18 protein-coding genes and 3 tRNA genes are annotated in these 20,609 nt (G+C 67.7%); 8 read left to right on the plus strand and 13 right to left on the minus strand.

Translation table 11 applies throughout. From position 1 onward, the window contains the following. Positions 1 to 123: 123 nt before the first annotated feature. The 4 genes from AC1DGW_RS04070 to AC1DGW_RS04085 are packed head-to-tail and all read left to right on the plus strand — an operon-like array spanning position 124 to position 4,829. Positions 124 to 567: a MarR family winged helix-turn-helix transcriptional regulator gene (locus tag AC1DGW_RS04070; protein ID WP_478019714.1), complete on the plus strand. Its 444-nt coding sequence runs from the start codon at positions 124 to 126 to the stop codon at positions 565 to 567. Continuing rightward, on the plus strand, positions 564 to 2,066 hold the full coding sequence (locus tag AC1DGW_RS04075; RefSeq protein WP_478019716.1) for an efflux transporter outer membrane subunit: 1,503 nt from the start codon (positions 564 to 566) through the stop codon (positions 2,064 to 2,066). The genes AC1DGW_RS04070 and AC1DGW_RS04075 overlap by 4 nt, the downstream gene beginning before the upstream one ends. A gap of 10 nt (positions 2,067 to 2,076) precedes the next feature. Continuing rightward, complete coding sequence (gene emrA / locus AC1DGW_RS04080; protein ID WP_478019718.1) at positions 2,077 to 3,255, plus strand: multidrug efflux MFS transporter periplasmic adaptor subunit EmrA; 1,179 nt, start codon at positions 2,077 to 2,079, stop codon at positions 3,253 to 3,255. An 11-nt stretch (positions 3,256 to 3,266) separates the two neighbouring features. Further along, on the plus strand, positions 3,267 to 4,829 hold the full coding sequence (locus AC1DGW_RS04085; protein WP_478019720.1) for a DHA2 family efflux MFS transporter permease subunit: 1,563 nt from the start codon (positions 3,267 to 3,269) through the stop codon (positions 4,827 to 4,829). A 257-nt stretch (positions 4,830 to 5,086) separates the two neighbouring features. Here AC1DGW_RS04085 and AC1DGW_RS04090 read toward each other — a convergent pair. The 3 genes from AC1DGW_RS04090 to AC1DGW_RS04100 all read right to left on the minus strand — a co-directional run bounded on the left by AC1DGW_RS04090 (position 5,087) and on the right by AC1DGW_RS04100 (position 5,830). Continuing rightward, positions 5,087 to 5,171, minus strand: a tRNA-Leu gene (locus AC1DGW_RS04090). A gap of 298 nt (positions 5,172 to 5,469) precedes the next feature. Then, positions 5,470 to 5,554 (minus strand) — tRNA-Leu (locus AC1DGW_RS04095). A 191-nt stretch (positions 5,555 to 5,745) separates the two neighbouring features. Then, positions 5,746 to 5,830, minus strand: a tRNA-Leu gene (locus AC1DGW_RS04100). Between the two features lie 115 nt (positions 5,831 to 5,945). Between AC1DGW_RS04100 and rnr the strand changes: the two genes are divergently transcribed. Beyond that, entirely contained in the window at positions 5,946 to 8,399 is a 2,454-nt protein-coding gene (gene rnr / locus AC1DGW_RS04105) for a ribonuclease R (RefSeq protein ID WP_478019722.1), read from the plus strand. 57 nt (positions 8,400 to 8,456) lie between these two features. On the opposite strand, the gene AC1DGW_RS04110 is transcribed toward rnr, so the two are convergent. Continuing rightward, on the minus strand, positions 8,457 to 8,951 hold the full coding sequence (locus AC1DGW_RS04110) for an RcnB family protein (protein WP_478019724.1): 495 nt from the start codon (positions 8,949 to 8,951) through the stop codon (positions 8,457 to 8,459). Between the two features lie 219 nt (positions 8,952 to 9,170). Here AC1DGW_RS04110 and rlmB point away from each other — a divergent pair, with 219 nt between their 5' ends. Next, entirely contained in the window at positions 9,171 to 9,917 is a 747-nt protein-coding gene (gene rlmB, locus AC1DGW_RS04115) for a 23S rRNA (guanosine(2251)-2'-O)-methyltransferase RlmB (protein ID WP_055764552.1), read from the plus strand. A gap of 60 nt (positions 9,918 to 9,977) precedes the next feature. Here the strand turns inward: rlmB and phoU are convergent, their stop codons facing one another. The 6 genes from phoU to pstS (AC1DGW_RS04145) all read right to left on the minus strand — a co-directional run bounded on the left by phoU (position 9,978) and on the right by pstS (AC1DGW_RS04145) (position 15,928). Next, a complete protein-coding gene (gene phoU, locus AC1DGW_RS04120) occupies positions 9,978 to 10,685 on the minus strand; it encodes a phosphate signaling complex protein PhoU (RefSeq protein ID WP_478019726.1) in 708 nt (235 codons plus the stop codon). Positions 10,686 to 10,751: 66 nt separating this feature from the next. Further along, on the minus strand, positions 10,752 to 11,582 hold the full coding sequence (pstB, locus tag AC1DGW_RS04125; protein WP_478019729.1) for a phosphate ABC transporter ATP-binding protein PstB: 831 nt from the start codon (positions 11,580 to 11,582) through the stop codon (positions 10,752 to 10,754). A gap of 21 nt (positions 11,583 to 11,603) precedes the next feature. After that, a complete protein-coding gene (pstA, locus tag AC1DGW_RS04130; RefSeq protein WP_478020659.1) occupies positions 11,604 to 12,464 on the minus strand; it encodes a phosphate ABC transporter permease PstA in 861 nt (286 codons plus the stop codon). Positions 12,465 to 12,475: 11 nt separating this feature from the next. Then, positions 12,476 to 13,444: a phosphate ABC transporter permease subunit PstC gene (pstC, locus tag AC1DGW_RS04135; protein ID WP_478019731.1), complete on the minus strand. Its 969-nt coding sequence runs from the start codon at positions 13,442 to 13,444 to the stop codon at positions 12,476 to 12,478. Positions 13,445 to 13,533: 89 nt separating this feature from the next. Continuing rightward, on the minus strand, positions 13,534 to 14,622 hold the full coding sequence (pstS, locus tag AC1DGW_RS04140; protein WP_478019733.1) for a phosphate ABC transporter substrate-binding protein PstS: 1,089 nt from the start codon (positions 14,620 to 14,622) through the stop codon (positions 13,534 to 13,536). A gap of 292 nt (positions 14,623 to 14,914) precedes the next feature. After that, positions 14,915 to 15,928 (minus strand): phosphate ABC transporter substrate-binding protein PstS, encoded by a 1,014-nt coding sequence (gene pstS / locus AC1DGW_RS04145; RefSeq protein ID WP_478019735.1) that lies wholly within the window; start codon positions 15,926 to 15,928, stop codon positions 14,915 to 14,917. 258 nt (positions 15,929 to 16,186) lie between these two features. Here pstS (AC1DGW_RS04145) and AC1DGW_RS04150 point away from each other — a divergent pair, with 258 nt between their 5' ends. Beyond that, positions 16,187 to 17,440 (plus strand): porin, encoded by a 1,254-nt coding sequence (locus tag AC1DGW_RS04150; RefSeq protein WP_478019737.1) that lies wholly within the window; start codon positions 16,187 to 16,189, stop codon positions 17,438 to 17,440. Positions 17,441 to 17,791: 351 nt separating this feature from the next. On the opposite strand, the gene nth is transcribed toward AC1DGW_RS04150, so the two are convergent. From nth to AC1DGW_RS04165, 3 genes are all read right to left on the minus strand, one after another. After that, entirely contained in the window at positions 17,792 to 18,427 is a 636-nt protein-coding gene (nth, locus tag AC1DGW_RS04155) for an endonuclease III (RefSeq protein ID WP_478019739.1), read from the minus strand. A gap of 121 nt (positions 18,428 to 18,548) precedes the next feature. Further along, complete coding sequence (locus AC1DGW_RS04160) at positions 18,549 to 18,899, minus strand: hypothetical protein (protein WP_478019741.1); 351 nt, start codon at positions 18,897 to 18,899, stop codon at positions 18,549 to 18,551. An 11-nt stretch (positions 18,900 to 18,910) separates the two neighbouring features. Next, the gene (locus tag AC1DGW_RS04165) at positions 18,911 to 19,693 is read right to left on the minus strand and encodes an enoyl-CoA hydratase/isomerase family protein (protein WP_478019743.1); all 783 of its coding nucleotides are present in this window, start codon (positions 19,691 to 19,693) and stop codon (positions 18,911 to 18,913) included. Between the two features lie 166 nt (positions 19,694 to 19,859). On the opposite strand from AC1DGW_RS04165, the gene AC1DGW_RS04170 reads away from it, so the two are divergent. Continuing rightward, the gene (locus AC1DGW_RS04170) at positions 19,860 to 20,561 is read left to right on the plus strand and encodes an FKBP-type peptidyl-prolyl cis-trans isomerase N-terminal domain-containing protein (protein ID WP_478019745.1); all 702 of its coding nucleotides are present in this window, start codon (positions 19,860 to 19,862) and stop codon (positions 20,559 to 20,561) included. The last annotated feature ends 48 nt before the right edge of the window (positions 20,562 to 20,609 follow it).

The raw sequence follows: 20,609 nt of genomic DNA on the forward strand, positions 1-20,609 counted from the left end.
CGCGGATCGTCGGCCCGGGTCCCGGGGCGGGGGGGGGATTGATCCAATGCTGCAACACGGCATTTCATGCCGGATGAAATATTTCCATTGAGAATTATTCTTTCTGGAATAAAATGCCCGGCCATGATCTGCGCGACCACCAATCCCCCCAGTTTCGGCCTGTTGCTGCGGCAGACGCGTGACGGCCTTGCCCGCCAGCTGGATGCGTCGATGGCCGAGGAGAACCTCGGCATCGGCTTCACCCATTTCGTGGGCCTGAAGACGCTGGCCCACATGGCCCCATGCACCGCCAACGAACTGGCACAGGCGCTGGACCAGGTGCCCAGCGCGGTGACCCGCCTGCTGGACAAGCTCGAATCCCTCGGCTGTGTCCGCCGCGAAGCGCACGCACAGGACCGGCGGGCGCTGCAGATCGTGCTGACCGAACAGGGCCGCGAGCTGTGCGCGCGGCTGAAGAAGCGCGGCGACGCGGTCATGGATTACGCCATGCGCGACCTGAGCCCCGACGAGCGTGCGCTGTTGCTGTCCCTTCTTACCCGCATCCGCGATTCCCTGACACCCCCATGATCTCCTTCTCTGTATCCCATCCCCTGCGGCGCCGCGCCCGGCCGCTGTTGCCGGCGACGCTGGTACTGGCGCTTGCCGCCTGCGCCAGCAGCGGCGGCCTGCAGCCGCAGGGCCGGCTGCTCGATGCCGACAGCCTGCACAGCGAACGCACCCTGGCCACCAGCGACCTGTCCGTGGCCGGTTTTCCGGCCAGCGACTGGTGGCGGGTTTTGGGCGATCCGCAGCTCGACGCGCTGGTCGCCGAAGGACTGGCCGGTCACCCGAGCCTGGACGCGGCCGACGCGCGCCTGCGCCAGGCCCAGGCGCAGGCCGGGGTCGCCCGCGCCGATCGCCTGCCCAGCCTGTCCGTCTCCGGCGGCTACACCGGCGTGCGCCTGCCCGAATCGATGGTGGGCGACGAGATGGGCGGCCGTTACATGGGCAGCGGCCAGATCGCCTTCGATTTCAGCTATGGCTTCGACCTGTGGGGCGGCAAGCGCGCCAGCTGGGAAGCGGCGGTCGACGCGGTGCATGCCGCCACCGTCGACGCCCAGGCCGCGCGCCTGAAGCTGTCCTCCGGGATCGTCCAGGCCTATGTCGAGCTGGACCGCGCCTGGCGTTCCAACGACGTCGCCGAGCAGGAACTGGAGCGTGCGCAGAAGACGCTGCAGCTGGTGCGCCAGCGCCGCGCCGCCGGCATCGACAGCGACCTGCAGGTCCGCCAGGCCGAAGCCCGCATCCCCGCCGCGCAGCAGCAGCTGCAGGCCGCGCAGCAGCAGATCGACGCCGCGCGCACCGCGCTGGCGGCGCTGGTCGGGCAGGGGCCGGACCGCGGCCTGGCCATCGAACGCCCGCAGGCATTGAACGCTGCCGTGCTGCAGCTGCCGGGCGTGCTGCCCAGCGAGCTGCTCGGTCGGCGCCCGGATATCGTCGCCGCGCGCTGGCGCGTGGAAGCGGCCGGCAAGCAGATCAAGGTCGCCAGGACGAAGTTCTACCCGAGCCTCAACCTCACCGCGCTGGCCGGCGTGGTCGCGCCGAATGTCGGCGACCTGCTCAGGAGCAGCTCGACCTTCGCTTATCTCGGCCCGGCGCTGAGCCTGCCGATCTTCGAAGGCGGGCGCCTGCGCGCCAACCTGGCCGGCGCCGACGCGCAGTACGACCTGGCCGTGGCCGGCTACAACCAGGCCGTGGTCGATGCGCTGCGCGAGGTGGCCGACCAGGTCAACGCGGTGCGTTCGCTCGAACAGCAGGCGCAGTCGCAGCAGCAGGCGGTCGCCACCGCGGGCGCGGCCTTCGACCTGGCCGGCCAGCGTTATCGCGCCGGTGTCGGCAACTACCTGGACGTGCTGTCCGCGCAGTCGCAACTGCTCGGCGCGCAGCAGGCGCTGACCGCGCTGCACTCGCAGCAGCTGCTGGCCGCGACGCGGCTGACCCAGGCCCTGGGCGGTGGCTTCGAGCCGCCCGCCGATGGTGCCGCCGCCCCGGCTGTTTCCTCTTCCTCCGTGTCCACGCATTCCTGAGAAACACCCCATGAGCCAGACCAACACTCCTGAAGCCCCCGTCGCGCGCAGCCGCCGTGGCCGGCTGCTGCGCGGACTGCTTGCCATCGTCGTGCTGCTGCTGGCGGCATTCGCGCTGTGGTACTTCGCCTTCGGCCGCTGGTTCGAGGAAACCGATGACGCCTACGTGCAGGGCAACCAGGTGCAGATCACCCCGCAGGTGGCCGGCACCGTGGTCGCCATCGCCGCCGACGACGGCATGCGCGTGGAACGCGGCCAGGTGCTGGTGCGGCTGGATCCGGCCGATACCGAAGTGGCGCTGCAGCAGGCCGAGGCCAATCTGGCCCGTACAGTGCGCCAGGTCCGCGGCCTGTACCGCAGCGTGGAAGGCGCGCAGGCCGACTTGAACGCGCGCCAGGTCACCCTCAAGCGCGTGCGCGACGACTTCGCCCGCCGCAAGGACCTCGCCGCCACCGGTGCGATCTCCAACGAAGAACTGGCCCATGCCCGCGACGAACTGGCTGCGGCCGAAGCCGCGGTGGCCGGTTCGCGCGAGACGGTGGAGCGCAGCCGCGCGCTGGTGGACGACACCGTGGTCGCCACCCAGCCGGACGTGAAGGCCGCCGCCGCGCAGCTGCGCCAGGCGTGGCTCAACAATGCCCGCGCCGGCATCGTCGCGCCGGTCGCAGGTTTCGTCGCGCGCCGCTCGGTGCAGGTCGGCCAGCGCGTGCAGCCGGGCAATGCGCTGATGGCCGTGGTACCCGCCGAGCAGATGTGGGTGGAAGCCAACTTCAAGGAAACCCAGCTGCGCCACATGCGCCTGGGCCAGGAAGTGGAGCTGCGCTCGGACCTGTACGGCGGCGACGTGAAGTACAAGGGCCGCATTGCCAGCCTGGGCCTGGGCACCGGTTCGGCGTTCTCGCTGCTGCCGGCGCAGAACGCCAGCGGCAACTGGATCAAGATCGTGCAGCGCGTGCCGGTGCGCATCGCCATCGATGCCAAGCAACTGGCCGATCATCCGCTGCGCATCGGCCTGTCGATGAAGGCCGAGGTGAGCCTGCGCGACCAGAAGGGCGAGGTGCTGCCGGCCAAGGCGGCGGCGGGCACGGTGTTCGACACCGACGTCTACGCCGCGCAGCTGCATGATGCCGACGAGGCGATCGCGCGGATCATCCACGACAACCTGCCGCGCCAGGCCAAGGCCGGCTGAGGTCACCCCGCATGTCCGCTCAAGCTCCGGCCGCGTCGCAGCCGGCCGCAGGTTTCGCCCCGCCCAGCGTGGCGCTGTGCACCTTCGGCCTGGCGTTGGCCTCGTTCATGCAGGTGCTCGACACCACCATCGCCAACGTCTCGCTGCCGGCCATTTCCGGCAACCTTGGCGCCAGTTCGCAGCAGGCCACCTGGGTCATCACCTCGTTCGCGGTCAGCACCGCCATCGCGCTGCCGTTGACCGGCTGGCTCAGCCGCCGTTTCGGCGAAACCAGGCTGTTCGTGTGGGCGACGCTGGCCTTCACCGTCGCCTCGCTGCTGTGCGGCCTCGCGCAGAGCATGGGCATGCTGGTGGTGTCGCGCGCGCTGCAGGGCTTCGTCGCCGGCCCGATGTACCCGATCACCCAGTCGCTGCTGGTGTCGATCTACCCGCGCGAGAAACGTGGGCATGCGCTGGCGCTGCTGGCGATGGTCACCGTGGTCGCGCCGATCGCCGGGCCGATCCTCGGCGGCTGGATCACCGACAACTACAGCTGGGAATGGATCTTCCTGATCAACGTTCCGCTGGGCGTGCTGGCCGCGTCCATCGTCGGCGGCCAGCTCAAGGGGCGGCCGGAGCAGATCGAGAAGCCGAAGATGGACTACGTCGGCCTGGTCACCCTGGTGATCGGCGTCGGTGCGCTGCAGCTGGTGCTGGACCTGGGCAACGACGAGGACTGGTTCTCCTCGGCGAAGATCGTGGTGCTGTCGTGCGTGGCGGTGGTGTCGCTGGCGGTGTTCCTGATCTGGGAGCTGACCGACAAGGACCCGATCGTCGACCTGCGCCTGTTCCGCCACCGCAATTTCCGCGCCGGCACGCTGGCGATGGTGGTGGCCTACGCGGCGTTCTTCAGCGTGGCGCTGCTGATCCCGCTGTGGCTGCAGCGCGACATGGGCTATACCGCGATCTGGGCAGGCCTGGCGACCGCGCCGATCGGCATCCTGCCGGTGATCCTGACCCCGTTCGTCGGCAAGTACGCCGGCCGCTACGACATGCGCATGCTGGCCACCATCGCCTTCATCGTGCTGTCGCTGACCAGCTTCCTGCGCTCGGATTTCAACCTGCAGGTGGATTACCGGCACGTGGCCGGCGTGCAGCTGCTGATGGGTGCGGGCGTGGCGCTGTTCTTCATGCCGGTGCTGCAGATCCTGCTGTCGGACCTGGACGGGCGCGAGATCGCCGCCGGTTCCGGCCTGGCCACCTTCCTGCGCACGCTCGGCGGTAGTTTCGCCGCCTCGCTGACCACCTGGCTGTGGGCGCACCGCACCCAGGAACACCACGCGCACCTGACCGAACACATCTCCGCCTATACGCCGGGCATGCAGGAACAGGTGGCGGCGATGGGGCAGGGCGACCTGCAGCATGGCGCGGCGCTGTTGAACAACATGATCAACCACCAGGCCTCGCAGATGGGCTTCAACGACATCTTCTACCTGCTGGGCTGGACCTTCCTGGCGATCATCGCCTTCCTGTGGCTGGCCAAGCCGCCCTTCGGCGCCGGTGCCGGCAGCGCGGCCAGCGCCGGCGGCCACTGAGGCACGACGATCCCCGCCCGCAAGGCGGGGATTCTTGTATGCAAAGATGCATGCGCGGGCCGGCCGGCCAGTACCCGGCTGCGGATGACGGCAATGCAGGAGTCGCGCGAAGCGACTGCCGGGCGCGACCATCATGGAATGCGGGTACAGAAGCGCCGGGAGCGGTTTTTGACATCGCTTGCCGATGGCCCGAAGGGTTCCCGCCCGGATGGCGGGAACAAAAAAACCCGCTTCCGCGGGTTTGATCTGTTGAGTCATGGTGCCCAGGAGAGGACTCGAACCTCCACGGTTTTACCCGCTAGTACCTGAAACTAGTGCGTCTACCAATTCCGCCACCTGGGCGACTCAGGCGGAGAATTATGCGGGCAGCCAGCCAGGGCGTCAACCATTGTTGGCTGGTGGCGAAGTGATGCATGCAGGAGCATGCGCGGCCGCGACCGATGCCTTCCCGGTGCAGCCCCGGTCGCGATCAGCATCGCTCTTGCAGGGGCGGGAGGGATTGCCGGCAGGGGCAATCCCGGACAACAAAAAAAACCGCCTGGAGCGGTTTTTGACATCGCTTGTCGATGGCCCGAAGGGTTGCCGCCATGGATGGTGGCAACAAAAAACCCGCTTGCGCGGGTTTGATGTGCTTGAGTCGTGGTGCCCAGGAGAGGACTCGAACCTCCACGGTTTTACCCGCTAGTACCTGAAACTAGTGCGTCTACCAATTCCGCCACCTGGGCGACTCAGGAGCGGAATTATGCAGGGCGTTTCCGGGAGCGTCAACAACAAAATGCATGCGTGGAATGTTGATGCCCGGCATCCGCGGTGGCCATGAAGTGATGGCGCCTCGGGAGGGCGCATGCCATGTCGCTGCGTGGCGGATGACGGGCAACAAAAAACCCGCTTGCGCGGGTTTTTCCGTTCCGAATCATGGTGCCCAGGAGAGGACTCGAACCTCCACGGTTTTACCCGCTAGTACCTGAAACTAGTGCGTCTACCAATTCCGCCACCTGGGCGATTCGGGCCGGCAATTCTGGTGGCCGGCCCGGAGTTTGTCAACGGCTTTCCGCGCGACGATGGCGGGGTGGCGTACGCGCTGCATCCACGCCGCAGCGGGTACCATGGGGCTCGATGAAAAACAAAAAGACCACCGGAGCCGGCAAGGCTCCCAAGTCCGCCCCCGGCGCAAAGCCGGGCAAGCCCCGCAAGTCCGCCAAGCTGCCGCCCTGGATGCCGGACAGCCTGGCCACCCCGGCCAAGGGCGGCAGAGGCAAACCCAAGGACAGTGCGCCACCGAAGAGCTTCGTGCGCGGCCGCTCCCGACCCGCACCGGCTTCCGCTTTCGACGATCCCTACGCCGCGCGCGAGGCCGAGCGCTACGCCCAGCCGATTGCCAGCCGCGAGGCGATCCTGCAACTGCTCGACCGCTGCGAGGGACCGCAGAATGCGGAGGAGATCGGCGCCCGGCTCGGTCTGACCGAACCCGAGCGTGCCGACGCGCTGGCCAAGCGCCTGGGCGCGATGGTGCGCGATGGCCAACTGGTGCAGAACCGCCGTGGCGGCTTCGCCCCGGTGCTGGTCACCAACCTGATTCCCGGCGTGGTCATCGCCAACCCGGAAGGCTTCGGCTTCCTGCGCCCCGACGAGGGCGGCGACGATCTGTTCCTGCCGCCCTATGAAATGCGCAAGGTCATGCATGGCGACCGCGCGCTGGCCAACGTCACCGGCATCGACCGCCGCGGCCGCCGCGAAGGCAGCATCGCGCGTGTGCTGGAACGCGGCGTCAACCGCCTGATCGGCCATTTCAGCGTCGAGATGGGCATCAACTACGTGGTGCCCGACGACAAGCGCATCCAGCGCAGCATCCAGATCCCGGTCGACGCCACCGGCGGGGCGAAGGACGGCCAACTGGTGGTCTGCGAACTGACCCAGGCGCCGGATTCACGGCGTCCGCCGATCGGCAGGATCATCGCCGTGCTCGGCGACAGACTGACGCCCTCGCTGGTGGTGGAGACCGCCATCCACGGCCACGACCTGCCGCACGAGTTCCCGCCGGAAGTGCTGGACGAGGCGACGGCGATCCCGATGACGGTCGAGCCGGCGATGATCGGCACGCGCGTGGACCTGCGCGCGCTGCCGCTGGTGACCATCGACGGCGAGGACGCCAAGGACTTCGACGACGCGGTGTTCTGCGAACCCAACCGCGACGGTTTCCGCCTGGTGGTGGCGATCGCCGACGTCTCGCACTACGTGCGCCCCGGCACGCCGCTGGACGAGGAAGCGCAGAAGCGGGCCACGTCGGTGTACTTCCCCGGCTACGTGGTGCCGATGCTGCCGGAGACGCTGTCCAACGGCATCTGCTCGCTGCGGCCGAAGGAAGACCGCATGTGCTTCGTCTGCGACATGCAGGTGGGTCGCGATGGGCAGGTGACCGGCTCGAAGTTCTACGAAGCGGTGATGAACTCGCACGCGCGCCTGACCTATACGCAGGTGTGGAATGCGGTGGGCGAGGACGATGCCGACGCCAAGGCCTTCATCGGCCCGCTGCTGCCGCAGATCCAGAGCCTGCACCAGCTGTACCGCATCCTGGCCAAGGCGCGCGAACGTCGTGGCGCCATCGAGTTCGAATCCTCGGAAGTGCGCTTCGTGCTGGACAACCGCGGCGAGGTCACCCAGGCCGGCATGCTGGTGCGCAACGACGCGCACAAGCTGATCGAGGAATGCATGATCGCCGCCAACGTGGAGGCGGCGCGCTACCTGCTGTCCACGCATATCCCCGCGCCGTTCCGCGTGCACGAGCGGCCGCCGGAATCCAAGTTCGCCGACCTGCTGGAGTTCCTCAAGGAGTTCAAGCTGAGCCTGCCGGCGTGGAGCAAGGTACAACCGGGCGACTATACGAAGCTGCTGAAGAAGGTGCGCGAGCGCCCGGACGCGGCGCTGCTGGAATCGGTGCTGCTGCGCAGCCAGTCGCTGGCGGTGTATTCGCCGGACAACAACGGCCACTTCGGCCTGGCGCTGGAGGCCTACGCGCACTTCACCTCGCCGATCCGCCGCTACCCGGACCTGCTGGTGCACCGTGCCATCAAGTACGCGCTCACCGGTGGCCCGCGCGACAAGTACACCTATACGCCGCGCGAGATGGCGGCGCTGGCGCTGCAGTGCTCCGAGCGCGAGCGCCGCGCCGACGAGGCCGAGCGCGAGGTGGACGAGCGCTTCCGCGCGGCGTGGATGGAGAAGCACGTCGGCGGCCAGTTCGACGGCGTGATCAGCGGCGTGACCAGTTTTGGCCTGTTCGTCGAACTGGACGAGTCCAAGGTCAACGGGCTGGTGCACGTGACCCAGCTGCCGCACGACTATTACCAGTTCGACCCGCTGCGCAAGACGCTCACCGGCGACCGCCGTGGCGTCCAGTTCCGGCTGGGCGACCGCGTGCGCATCCTGGTGCTCAAGGCCAGCATGGAGGAGCGCAAGATCGACTTCCGCCTGGTCGAGCGGCTCGACGGCGAGGGCGGTGCGGTGGACGAGGGACTGCCGCCGTTGCCGCAGCGTGGCAAGCCGGCCAAGCGTGCCAAGCAGAAGTACTGAGGGAAAGACGGCCGGTGCCACGCACCGGCCGTTTCCATTCCGGGTCCGCGCGCAGGATCAGAACAGGCCGTAGACGGTCTGCTCCACGCGCCCGCTGGCCAGGTTCACCAGCAGCGCGTCATGGCCATAGCGCACCCATTCGTAGCCGACCGGCGGGGTTTCCAGGTCGAACAGCCAGTAGTCGGCCAGGCGGTACTCCGGCGCGAAGAACGCTGCCGGCAGCAGGTCGCCGAAATACCAGGTGCGTTCCACCCAGCCCCGCGGCGGCAGGTAGGGCCCGATGACATAGCGGCGATGGGCGCGGAAATTGTGGTTGAAATGGTCCGGGTCGATCCGCTCCGGGCGGTGGTCCCAGCCCGTCGGCGGGCTGATCGGATGGTACGCGCGGGGGCCGTGGAAGGCTTCGGGCGCATGCGCGCGTCCGGCCACCGGCGGGTGCCCGCCGCGCTCGTGTTCGTGCTCCTGGGCGGCGACGGCCGTGGTGGCGGACAGCGCGCCCGCCAGCAGCAGTACGGCCCAGGCCCTTGTCGTGGAGTTCCTGTTGCCGGTCATGATCGTGCTCCTGTTCTGTCGGTGGAGCCGGGCGGCGGTGTCTGTCGGCAGGGTCGCCCCAGCGGTTCCGATGATGGAAGCGGCCTTGTTAGGTCCGCCGCAGGGGTGGATTAACGATCGTTAATCCGCTTCCGCCGCCGGGCGTCCGTTCAGCCGGCACCGGTGCCGGCGGGGCCGATGCACTACCATTACGCGCCCAACCCCCCTCGCGCGGTCGCAATGAGCAAGCAGAACCAGTGGATCGTCGGCGTCAATGCCGTGGCTTCGTCGATCGAAAAGGACCCGGACAACGTCCGCGAGGTGCTGATCGAGGCCGGCAGCAAGAACGCGCGGCTGGTCGAGATCGAGGAGAACGCGCGGCGCAAGGGTATCGACGTGCGCCGCGTGGGCGCGCAGGCGCTGGGCGGCGTGGCCGGGCAGGTCCGCCATCAGGGCGTGGTCGCGCGCTATGCCGCCGCGAAGCTGTGGGGCGAGAACGAGCTGGAAGGGCTGGTCGAGGCCGCCGGAGGCAAGGCGCTGCTGCTGGTGCTGGACGAGGTGCAGGACCCGCACAACCTCGGCGCCTGCCTGCGCAGCGCCGCTGCCGCCGGCGTCACCGCGGTGGTGATCCCCAAGGACAAGAGCGCGCCGGTCAACGCCACCGTGCGCAAGACCAGCGCCGGCGCGGCCGACCGCATCCCGGTGGTGGCGGTGACCAACCTGGCGCGTTGCCTGAAGGACCTGCAGAAGCAGGGCGTATGGCTGTACGGACTGGCCGGCGAAGCCGAGCAGACCATCCACCAGCTGGACCTGCGCGGCAACGTCGCGCTGGTGATGGGCGGGGAGTCCGACGGCCTGCGCCGCCTGACCCGCGAGACCTGCGACGGACTGGTGCGCATCCCGATGCCGGGTGACGTGGAAAGCCTCAACGTGTCGGTGGCCACCGGCGTGGCGCTGTTCGAGGCGGTGCGGCAGCGGCTGGGGTGAGGCGCGGCGCAACCGATATCGGAAAGAAAAGACGCCGGGCGATGCCCGGCGTCTTCGTTTTCAGGTGTGGTCGACCGTGCTGGTCTCGTCGCGCTTCTCGCGCGGCGGCAGCGGCGCGTCGCCGTGCACCAGGAACCAGACGTTCTCGGCGATGTTGGTGGCGTGGTCGCCGATGCGCTCCAGGTTCTTGGCCATGAACAGCAGGTGCGTGCAGGGGGTGATGTTGCGCGGGTCTTCCATCATGTAGGTGAGCAGTTCGCGGAACAGCGCGGTGTACTGCGCGTCCAGCCGGGCGTCGTCCTGGCGCAGCGCCAGCGCGGCATCGGCGTCGTTGTCGCGATAGGCCTCCAGGGAGCGCCGCACCTGCTGCGCGGCGAGCCGGCCGAGGGCGCGCAGGCCCTGGATCTGCGGCATCGGCGGCACCGTGGCCAGGGCGATGGAACGCTTGGCGACGTTGGCGGCGTAGTCGCCGATGCGCTCGATGTCGGCCGGGATGCGCAGGCCGGCGAGGATCTCGCGCAGATCGCGCGCCATCGGGCCGCGCAGGGCCAGACGCATCACGTCGTGGCTGATCTGCTGTTCCAGCGCGTCGATGGCTTCGTCATTGGCGATGATGCGGCGCGCGGCGTTCTCGTCGCGGCGCTCGATCACGTCCAGCGCGGCCTCGAGCTGGGCGACGGACATCTCGCCCATGCGCACGATCTCGGCCACCAGCCGGTGCTGTTCTTCGTCGTAGCTCTTGACGATGTGGTCGTTGGGAAGATTCATGGTGATTCCATCATGTAGGGCCGGGCCATGCCCGGCTGGCGTCATGGGGGGAGGGCGGAGCGGAGATCAGCCGAACCTGCCGGTGATGTAGTCCTCGGTCTGCTGCCGGGACGGATTGGAGAAGATCACGTCGGTGCGGTCGTGCTCGATCAGGTCGCCCAGGTACATGAAGGCCGTGTAGTCGGACACGCGCGCGGCCTGCTGCATGTTGTGGGTGACGATGGCGATGGTGTAGTCGTTCTTCAGTTCCTCGACCAGCTGCTCGATGCGGCTGGTGGAGATCGGGTCCAGCGCCGAGGTCGGTTCGTCCAGCAGCAGCACATCGGGCTTGAGCGCCACCGCGCGGGCGATGCACAGGCGCTGCTGCTGGCCGCCGGACAGGCCCAGCGCGCTCTGGTTCAACTTGTCCTTCACCTCGTCCCACAGCGCGCCCTGGCGCAGCGCCTGCTCGACGCGGTCGGTCATGTCGGCCTTGGACAGCTTCTCGTGGTGGCGGATGCCGTAGGCGACGTTCTCGAAGATGGTCATCGGGAACGGCACCGGCTTCTGGAACACCATGCCGACCTTGGAGCGCAGGCGGTTCATCGGGTACTTCGGCGAGAGGATGTTCTCGCCGTCCAGCAGCACTTCGCCGCGGGCTTCCAGCTTTGGGTACAGCGCATAGATGCGGTTGAAGATGCGCAGCAGTGTCGACTTGCCGCAACCGGAGGGGCCGATCAGCGCGGTGACGCGCTTTTCCGGGATTTCCAGGCTGATGTTCTTCAACGCGTGGAACTGGCCGTAGTAGAAGTCCAGGCCGCGCGCGGCGAGCTTGACCGGTGCCGGCGTCTGCAGGTCCTGGTGCGCGGTAGGCACGGCGATGCGCTGCATCGGCACGGCATTGGTGAGGTCGTTCATGGGCAGGTCCATGGAAGGAAGTCAGTCGTTGGAGATGCGGTTGCGCAGCAGCAGGCCGCGCGCGGAGAGGCTGACCAGCAGCACGAACAGGGTCAGCACCAGCGCGCCGGCCCAGGCCAGCACCTGCCACGATTCGTAGGGGCTGCCGGCGAACTGGTTCATCACCACCGGCACCGAGGCCATCGGCTGGAACACGTTGCTGTTCCAGTACTGGTTGCCGAAGGCGGTGAACAGCAGCGGCGCGGTCTCGCCGCTGATTCTTGCCAGAGCGAGCAGGATGCCGGTGACGATGCCGGCCATGGCGCTGCGGTACAGCACCTGCACGATCACCTTCCACTGCGGCACGCCCAGCGCCAGCGCCGCTTCGCGCATCTGCACCGGCACCAGCCGCAGCATCTCGTCGGTGGTGCGGATCACCACCGGCAGCACGATGAAGGCCAGCGACAAGGCGCCGGCGAACGCGGAGAAGTTGCCGCCGGTCTGCATCACGTACAGGGTGTAGACGAACAGGCCGAGCACGATCGACGGCGCCGACAGCAGGATGTCGTTGACGAAGCGCACCACCGTGCCGGCCTTGCGCGCATTGCCGTACTCGGCCAGCCAGGTGCCGGCGGCCACGCCCAGCGGCGTGCCGATGGCGATGGCCAGGGCGCACATCACCGCGCTGCCGAAGAAGGCGTTGAGCAGGCCGCCTTCCTGCATCGGCGGCGGCGTCATTTTGGTGAACAGGTCCAGGTTGATGCCCGGCAGGCCCTTGGACAGCAGGGTCCACAGGATCCAGCCCAGGAACAGCAGGCCGAACGCGGCGGTGGCGCAGGCCATCAGCAGCGCGGCGCCGTTGACGAGGCGGCGGCGCAGGTACAGCGCCTCACTGGTTTTCATGGTGGCGGACATCAGTTGCCCTCCTTGCGGGACAGGCGCAGCAGCATCAGGCGGGCGATGGCGAGTACCACGAAGGTGACGATGAACAGCACGAAGCCGAGCAGCAGCAGGGCCGAGCGGTAGGTCTCGGTGGCTTCGCCGAAATCGTTGGCGATCAGTGCGGCGATGGTGGTGCCCGGCTCCAGCAGCGAGGGTGTCAGGCGCACGCTGTTGCCGATCACGAAGGCCACCGCCATGGTTTCGCCAAGGGCGCGGCCGAGGCCGAGGAACACGCCGCCGATCACCGCCGAGCGGGTATAGGGCAGGACGATGTCCCAGCTCACTTCCCACTTGGTCGAGCCCAGCGCGTAGGCCGATTCCTTCAGCCGGGTCGGCACGGTGAGGAACACTTCGCGCATCACCGAGGAGATGAAGGGGATCACCATGATTGCCAGCACGAAGCCGGCGGTGAGCATGCCGATGCCCAGTGGCGGGCCCTGGAACAGCGGGCCAATGACCGGCAGCTCGCCCAGATAGTCGTTGAGGAACGGGGTGACGTATTCGGTCATCACCGGCACCAGCACGAACAGGCCCCACATGCCGTAGATGATCGACGGGATGCCGGCCAGCAGTTCGATGGCGGTGCCGACCGGGCCGCGCAGCCAGCGCGGGGCGACTTCGGTCAGGAAGAAGGCGATGCCGAAACTGACCGGCACGGCGATCAGCATGGCGATGACGGCGGTGACGAGGGTGCCGTAGATCGGCGCCAGCGCGCCGAACCGGTTCTCGACCGGATTCCAGTCGGCGGTGTAGAAGAAGCTCAGCCCCTGCTCCTGCAGGGCATGGCGTCCGCCCCACAGCATCGACAGCGCGGCGCAGGCCAGTGCGGTGAGCACCAGTACGACGGTGACGATCAGGAACCCGCGGAACAGGCGGTCGTTGCGGGCGTCGCGCAGGTCGCGCGAGGTGGGCGGTGCGAGGGACGATGCGGTGGCATTCATGGCAGCGGCATGGCCTGTGGGGGAGGGCGGCGGGAGGCGGTGCGGAGCGCCGCGCCCGGCGGGCGCGGCGTCCTCTCACGGGGTCCCGGTCACTTGAACTCGCTGGCCCAGTAGCCCTCGATCTGCGTCACCAGTTCGGCCGGCAGCGGCACGTAGTGCAGGTCGTTGGCCTGTTGCCGGCCGTTCTCGAACGCCCACTTGAAGAAGGCCAGCGTGTCCTGGTTGCGCTTGGCGTCCTTGGGCTGCTTGTGCATCAGCATGAAGTTGGTCGCGGTGATCGGCCACGCCTGTTCGCCCGGGGCATTGGTGATGACCAGGTTGAAGTCCTTGGCATTGGCCCAGTCGGCGCTGGCGGCAGCGGCGGCGAAGGTCTCGGCGGTCGGCTGCACCCAGTTGCCGGCGGCGTTCTGCATCGACGCATACGGCATGCCGTTCTGCAGCGCATAGGCCAGCTCGACATAGCCGAGCGCGCCCTTGATCTGCTGCACATAGGACGCAACGCCTTCGTTGCCCTTGCCGCCGACGCCGTCCGGCCACTGCACCGAGGTGCCTTCGCCGACCTTGTCCTTCCACTCGCCGCTGACCTTGGACAGGTAGTTGGAGAAGTTGAAGGTGGTACCCGAACCGTCGGAGCGGTGCACCAGGGTGATCTTGGTGTCGGGCAGGGTCACGCCCGGGTTGGCGGCGGCAATGGCCTTGTCGTTCCAGGTCTTGATCTTGCCCAGGAAGATGTCGGCGAGCAGCGCGCCGCTCAGGCGCAGCTGGCCCGGCTGGATGCCTTCCAGGTTCACCACCGGCACCACGCCGCCGATGGCCGACGGAAACTGGCCCAGGCCGGCCTGGGCCAGTTCCTCGGAGGAAAGCGGCTTGTCGGACGAGCCGAAGTCGACGGTGCCGGCCTTGATCTGGGCGATGCCGCCGCCCGAGCCGATGGACTGGTAGTTGATCTTCGCGCCGGTGGCGGCGTTGTAGTCGGCCGACCACTTGGAGACCAGCGGGAAGATGAACGAGGCGCCGGCGCCGGAGATCTCGGCGGCGACCTTGTCACCGGCGGCCGGTGCCGATGCCGTGGTGGACTCCGGGCTGGAAGCGGCGGAATCGCTCTTGCCGCCGCAGGCCGACAGGCCCAGCGCGATGGCCAGGGAAAGGGCGGCAAGGCCGGTCGTGTGCAGTTTCATGGGAGCTCCATGGCGGGAGAAGTGCCGGCGTCGCCGGCGGATGCGGCTATGAAATGATGTTTTTGTTACAGCCTGATTACATCGGGCGGGGAAGGGGAGGCGGGAGCGGGAAAGGGGGGCTTCGCAGGAGCCTCGAATCGCGGACATGCCGCGTTCCACAGGTCGACGCCCCGGGCGCACCATCACTTCGCGCTTCCCCGTTCCCGCTTCCCGTTCCAATAAAAAAAGGCGCGGATCACTTGATCCGCGCCCGAGGCGACGAGGGAGAGGGACCCGCCGGCTCTTTGCCTGATTACTTCAGGTTCTGCTGGTTCCAGTAGGTCTCGATCTGGCGGACCAGGGTGTCCGGCAGCGGGACGTAGTCCAGCGACTTGGCCTGGTTCTTGCCGCTGCTGTAGACCCAGCGGAAGAAGTCGGTGGTGTTCTTCAGGCTGCCCGCCTTGGAACGCTTGCGCACCAGGATGAAGTTGGTGGCGGTGATCGGCCAGGCATTGGCGCCCGGGGCGTTGGTGATCACCAGGTTGAAGTCGCGGGCGTTGGCCCAGTCGGCGCTGGCGGCCGCGGCGGCGAAGGTCTCGTCGCCCGGCTGCACGAAGCGGCCGGCGGCGTTCTTCATCTGCGCATAGGCCAGGCGGTTCTGCAGCGCATAGGCCAGCTCGACATAGCCGACGCCACCGCGGATCTGCTTGACGTAGGCGGCGACGCCTTCGTTGCCCTTGCCGCCGATGCCGACCGGCCACTGCACCGTGGTGCCTTCGCCGACCTGGCTCTTCCAGTCGGCGCTGACCTTGGACAGGTAGTTGGTGTAGTTGAAGCTGGTGCCCGAACCATCCGAGCGGTGCACGACGGTGATCTTCAGGTCGGGCAGGGCCAGGCCGGCGTTCAGCGCGACGATGGCCGGATCGTTCCACTTGCTGATCTTGCCCAGGAAGATGTTGGCCAGGGTCGGGCCATCCAGCTTCAGCGCGCCCGGCTGCAGGCCCGGCACGTTGGCCACCGGCACCACGCCGCCGATCACCGACGGGAACTGCGCCAGGCCCGAGGACGCCAGGTCTTCGGACTTCAGCGGCGCATCGGACGAACCGAAGTCGACGGTGCCGGCCTTGATCTGGGCGATGCCGCCGCCCGAACCGATGGACTGGTAGTTGACCTTGTTGCCGGTGGCGGTGGCGTAGTCGGCCGACCACTTGGACATCACCGGGAAGACGAACGACGCACCTGCGCCCGTGATATCGGCGGCCTGCGCGGCCAGGGCGAACGAGGCAATGGCGGCGCCGGTGAGCAGGCGGAGTTTGAAGGAAGACATCGCGGTGTGGCTCCTGAGGGTAATGGTGACCGGCGCTGGCCGGCAGACCGCTATTGCAGGGGCTGACCATGAATCTTTTGCGACCCGGCGATGACGATTCGATGACAGTCGCGCCCTTTCGCCGCTGTCGCCACAACGTCATCGCGTTGTCGCATTGCTGTCATGTGGTTAACGGAATCTTCGCAAAACGCTTGTCCGGCGATCGTGCTGGGCGGGCGTCCACCTGAAGCCCTTCCACATCCCTTGGAGAGATCCCCGATGCGTTCCCATTCGCTCGCCCTGGCAGTCGCCGCCAGCCTCGGCCTGGCCTCGGCGCCGGCCTTCGCCGCCGGCCCCGCCGTGACTCCCGCGCAGATCGAACAGTTGCAGGCGCAGATCGCCGCCCTGCAGGCGCAGGTGCAGCAGTTGCAGACCCAGTCCGAATCGCTGCAGGCCCAGTCCGACGCGCAGTCGGAAGTGAACGTCACCCAGGCGCAGGCTCTGGAAGGCGCGCAGAAGACGCAGACCAGCGTCGACAAGCTGGCCAAGCTGGTCAACGACAACAAGATCGGCGGCCGCATGTTCTTCGATGTCAGCAGCATCGACCAGAAGACCAACGGCAAGAAGACCGACGCCACCGGCACCGGCTTCGATGTCAAGCGCTTCTACCTGACCGTCGACCACAAGTTCAATGACATCTGGTCGGCCAACCTGACCACCGACTTCCAGTACAGCTCGGCCATCGGCAACACCGAACTGTTCGTCAAGAACGCCTACGTGCAGGGCACGTTCGATCCGGCCTTCGTGCTGAAGATCGGTGCGGCGGGCATGCCGTGGACCGGCTATGTCGAGAAGTACTACGGCATGCGCTATGTCGAGAACACCCTGACCGACCGCCTGAAGTACGCCAACTCGGCCGACTGGGGCGTGCACGCCAGCGGCGACCTGGGCCAGGGCATCAACTACGCCGTGTCCGTGGTCAACGGTGCCGGCTACAAGAACCCGAGCCGCAGCAAGGGCGTGGACGTGGAAGGCCGCCTGGCATGGGAAATCACCCCGGAATTCGCGGTCGCCCTGGGCGGCTACAGCGGCTACCTCGGCCAGGACAAGCAGACCAACAGCGCCGAGAAGCGTTACAGCCGCGGCGACGTGATGGTCGCCTATGCCGGCCCGGTGTTCCGCCTGGGTGGCGAATATTTCACCGCCAAGAACCTGAGCCAGGTGCAGCAGACCGTCGCCTCGCCGGTCAGCGACAAGGCCACCGGTTGGTCGCTGTGGAGCAGCGTGCGCCTGGCGCAGACCGCCAACGGCGACGTCAGCGTGTTCGGCCGCTATGACAACACCGACACCAGCAAGACGCTCAACCCGTTCCGCGAGGACAAATACTGGAACGTCGGCGTCGAGTACCCGGTGCTGAAGAACTTCAAGCTGGCCGCGGTGTACAAGGACACCGATGCCACCGTGGGTTCGCTGGCCAGCCCGTCGCAGACCAAGACCAAGGAACTGGGCATCTGGGGCGACCTGAAGTTCTAAGGTTCCGTTCCCCGGTGTGATGCATGCGACGGCGGGCTTCGGCCCGCCGTCTTCGTTTCACCATCGCCGCCCCTGCGGAAGGCCGGGAGCGCGGTAACGGCGCAGGTCGCGGATCACATTGTGGGCAGTCCGGTTTGCGCGCCGGCCCGCAGCGACGGATCGGCGCCATCGGGGTCGATGCCGCGTCCGCGGCTGGCCATGCCGCCGCATCAGGCGACGGTTTTGTCCTTGTAATGACACAGGTCGCGGATCACGCACTGTGTGTGGGCAATCCGGTTTGCGCGCCGGCCCGTAGTGGCGGATCGGCGCCATTGTGTCGAAGCCGCGCCTGCGGCAGGCAGTGCCGACGCGTCAGGCAGCGGTCTTTTCCTTGTAATGACACAGGTCGCGGATCACGCACTGTGCGCAGTCCGGTTTGCGTGCCTTGCACACATAACGGCCGTGCAGGATCAACCAGTGATGCGCATCCTGCAGAAATTCTTCGGGAATCACCTTCAACAGCCCGTCCTCCACCGCGCGCACATCCTTGCCCGGCGCCAGGCCGGTGCGGTTGGAGACGCGGAAGATGTGCGTGTCCACCGCCATGGTCGGTTCGCCGAAGGCGGTGTTGAGCACCACGTTGGCGGTCTTGCGGCCGACCCCGGGCAGGGCTTCGAGCGCGGCGCGGTCGGCCGGCACCTCACCGCCATGTTTTTCGACCAGGATCGCGCAGGCGGCGATCACGTTCTTCGCCTTGGCGTTGAACAGGCCGATGGTGGAGATGTACGGCTTCAGGCCATCCTCGCCCAGGGCAAGGATGGCCTGCGCGGTGTTGGCCACCGGAAACAGCTTGCGCGTGGCCTTGTTCACGCCCACGTCGGTGGCCTGCGCCGACAGCGTCACCGCCACCAGCAGCTCGAACGGCGTGCTGTATTCCAGTTCGGTGGTCGGATGCGGATTCAGTTCGCGCAGGCGCGTGAACATCTCCCGCACCTGCTCGCGGGTCATGCGTTTGGAAACAGGAACGAGCGGAGAGGAACGAGGAACGGGAGAAGAGCGCTGTTTCTTCACGTTTTTCGCTGCTTTGGCGCCCGCTTTTGTTTCGGCCTTTGCTTTCACTCGATCCTCTTCACTCGTTCCTGGCTTTCGCCTGGGCGCGGGCCAGGATGGCCGCCGCGGCCGGGGGCAGGGCGGGCTTGCGGTCGGGAGCCGGCGGCGGCGCGCGCCGTGCCTCGCGTTCGGCCGCGCGGCGCGCCAGGCGCACGCTGCGGGCGCGATGGCGTTCGCGCGCCGCCCAGGCGCCGCGCAGGCGCTGCTGCGCCTGTGCCAGCAGTCGTGGCAGGTCCGGCTGCCGCGGGTCCAGCGTCGCGTCGCCGGGCTGGGGCACGTAGTCCATCAGGCCGGCATCCAGCGCGGCGTCCAGATCGTCGTCCAGCACGTGCTGCAACAGCAGGAGGGGGGATATGGAGGGAACGGGCATCGCGGCGTAGATCAGCAGTTGCGGAATTCCGGCTTGCGGCGTTCGAGGAAGGCGCTGGTGCCTTCGCGCATGTCCTGGGTGGAGAACATCAGCCCGAACTGGGCGCTTTCGTACTCCAGGCCTTCTTCGATGGCGCATTCGCCGCCGACGTTGACCGCGTCGAGGGTGCCGCGCAGCGCCAGCGGTGCGGCGTTCGCCAGCTGCGTGGCGATCTTCAGCGTTTCCGCCTCCAGTTCGGCGGCCGGCACCACGCGGTTGACGATGCCCAGCTGCTGGGCGCGGGCGGCGTCGATCGGCGCGCCCAGCAGGCACAGCTCCAGTGCCGCTGCACGGCCGGCCAGGCGCAGCAGGCGCTGGGTGCCGCCGAAGCCCGGGATCAGGCCGAGGTTGATCTCTGGCTGGCCGACCTTGGCGCTGTCGGCGGCGATGCGCAGGTGGCAGGCCATCGCCAGTTCCAGGCCGCCGCCCAGGGCGAAACCATTCACCATGGCGATCACCGGCTTGGGCAGGCGCTCGATGCGCCGCATCAGGCGCTGGCCCAGCAGGGAGAAATCGCGCCCCTGCACCGGTGTGAGGCTGTTCATCTCGGCGATGTCGGCCCCGGCCACGAAGGCCTTGGCGCCGGCACCGGTCAGGACCACCACCCGCACGTCGCCGGCCTGGGCGGCCTCGGCGAAGGCCGCGTCCAGCGCTTCCAGGGTCTGGCGGTTGAGCGCGTTGAGTTTTTCCGGGCGCTGCACGGTGAGGGTGCGGACGCCATCACGGGTGCTGATCGAAACCGGTGCGTCGGACATGCGGACTCCAGGAAAAAGTTAAGAAAAAGTAATCGGGGAACTCCGGCCACGACCGTTGGTCAGAAGCCCTTGTCGTCAGTGGCGGTCCGCCGTTGTGGCGGCTATCCTAACCCGTCGCCTCTAGCGGCATGGTTGCCCTGAGACATCTTTCCTGGAGAACTGTTTGATGAAGTTGCGTTCTATCGCGGTCGCCGTGGCCGCTCTGGCCCTCACCGGCACTGCAATCGCCCAGGACATTTCGTCCGAGAAGGGCAAGCTGAGCTACTACTTCGGATACGACTACGGCAACAACCTGGCCGAGCTCACCGGCCGCGGCGAACAGCTGGACATCGCCTCGGTGGTCAAGGGCCTGCAGGACGCCTATGCGAAGAAGCAGCCGGCGATCACCAGCGACCAGCTGAAGCCGGCTGTCGAGGCGTTCCAGCGCCGCGAGCAGGGTCGTGCCGAAGCCGCCAAGGCCGAGTACGAGAAGGCCGCTTCCGAGAACAAGACCCGCAGCGACCAGTTCATGGCCGCCAACAAGGCCAAGGCCGGCGTGCAGACCCTGCCCAGCGGCGTGCAGTACCGCGTGATCGAAGCCGGCGCCGGCGCCAAGCCGACCCAGGCCAGCACCGTCGCGCTGGAAGTGGCCGGTCCGTTCCCGTATGGCCAGCGTCCGCAGGAGGCCCGCCCGGCCCAGCAGATCCCGTCGATCAAGGTCAGCGAAGTTGAAATGGCGGCCATGCGCGAGACCCTGCTGCAGATGCCGACCGGCGCCAAGTGGGAAGTCACCCTGCCGCCGGAGAAGGCCTACGGCGCCGATCCGCGCACCCCGTTCCCGCCGAACGTGGCCGTGCAGTTCGAAATCAAGCTGGTCAGCGTCAAGTAACCAGCAAGTGACGGAACGACGCGCCGGTGGCCTCCACCGGCGCGTTTT

The organism is Stenotrophomonas sp. 05N423 (assembly GCF_056397145.1).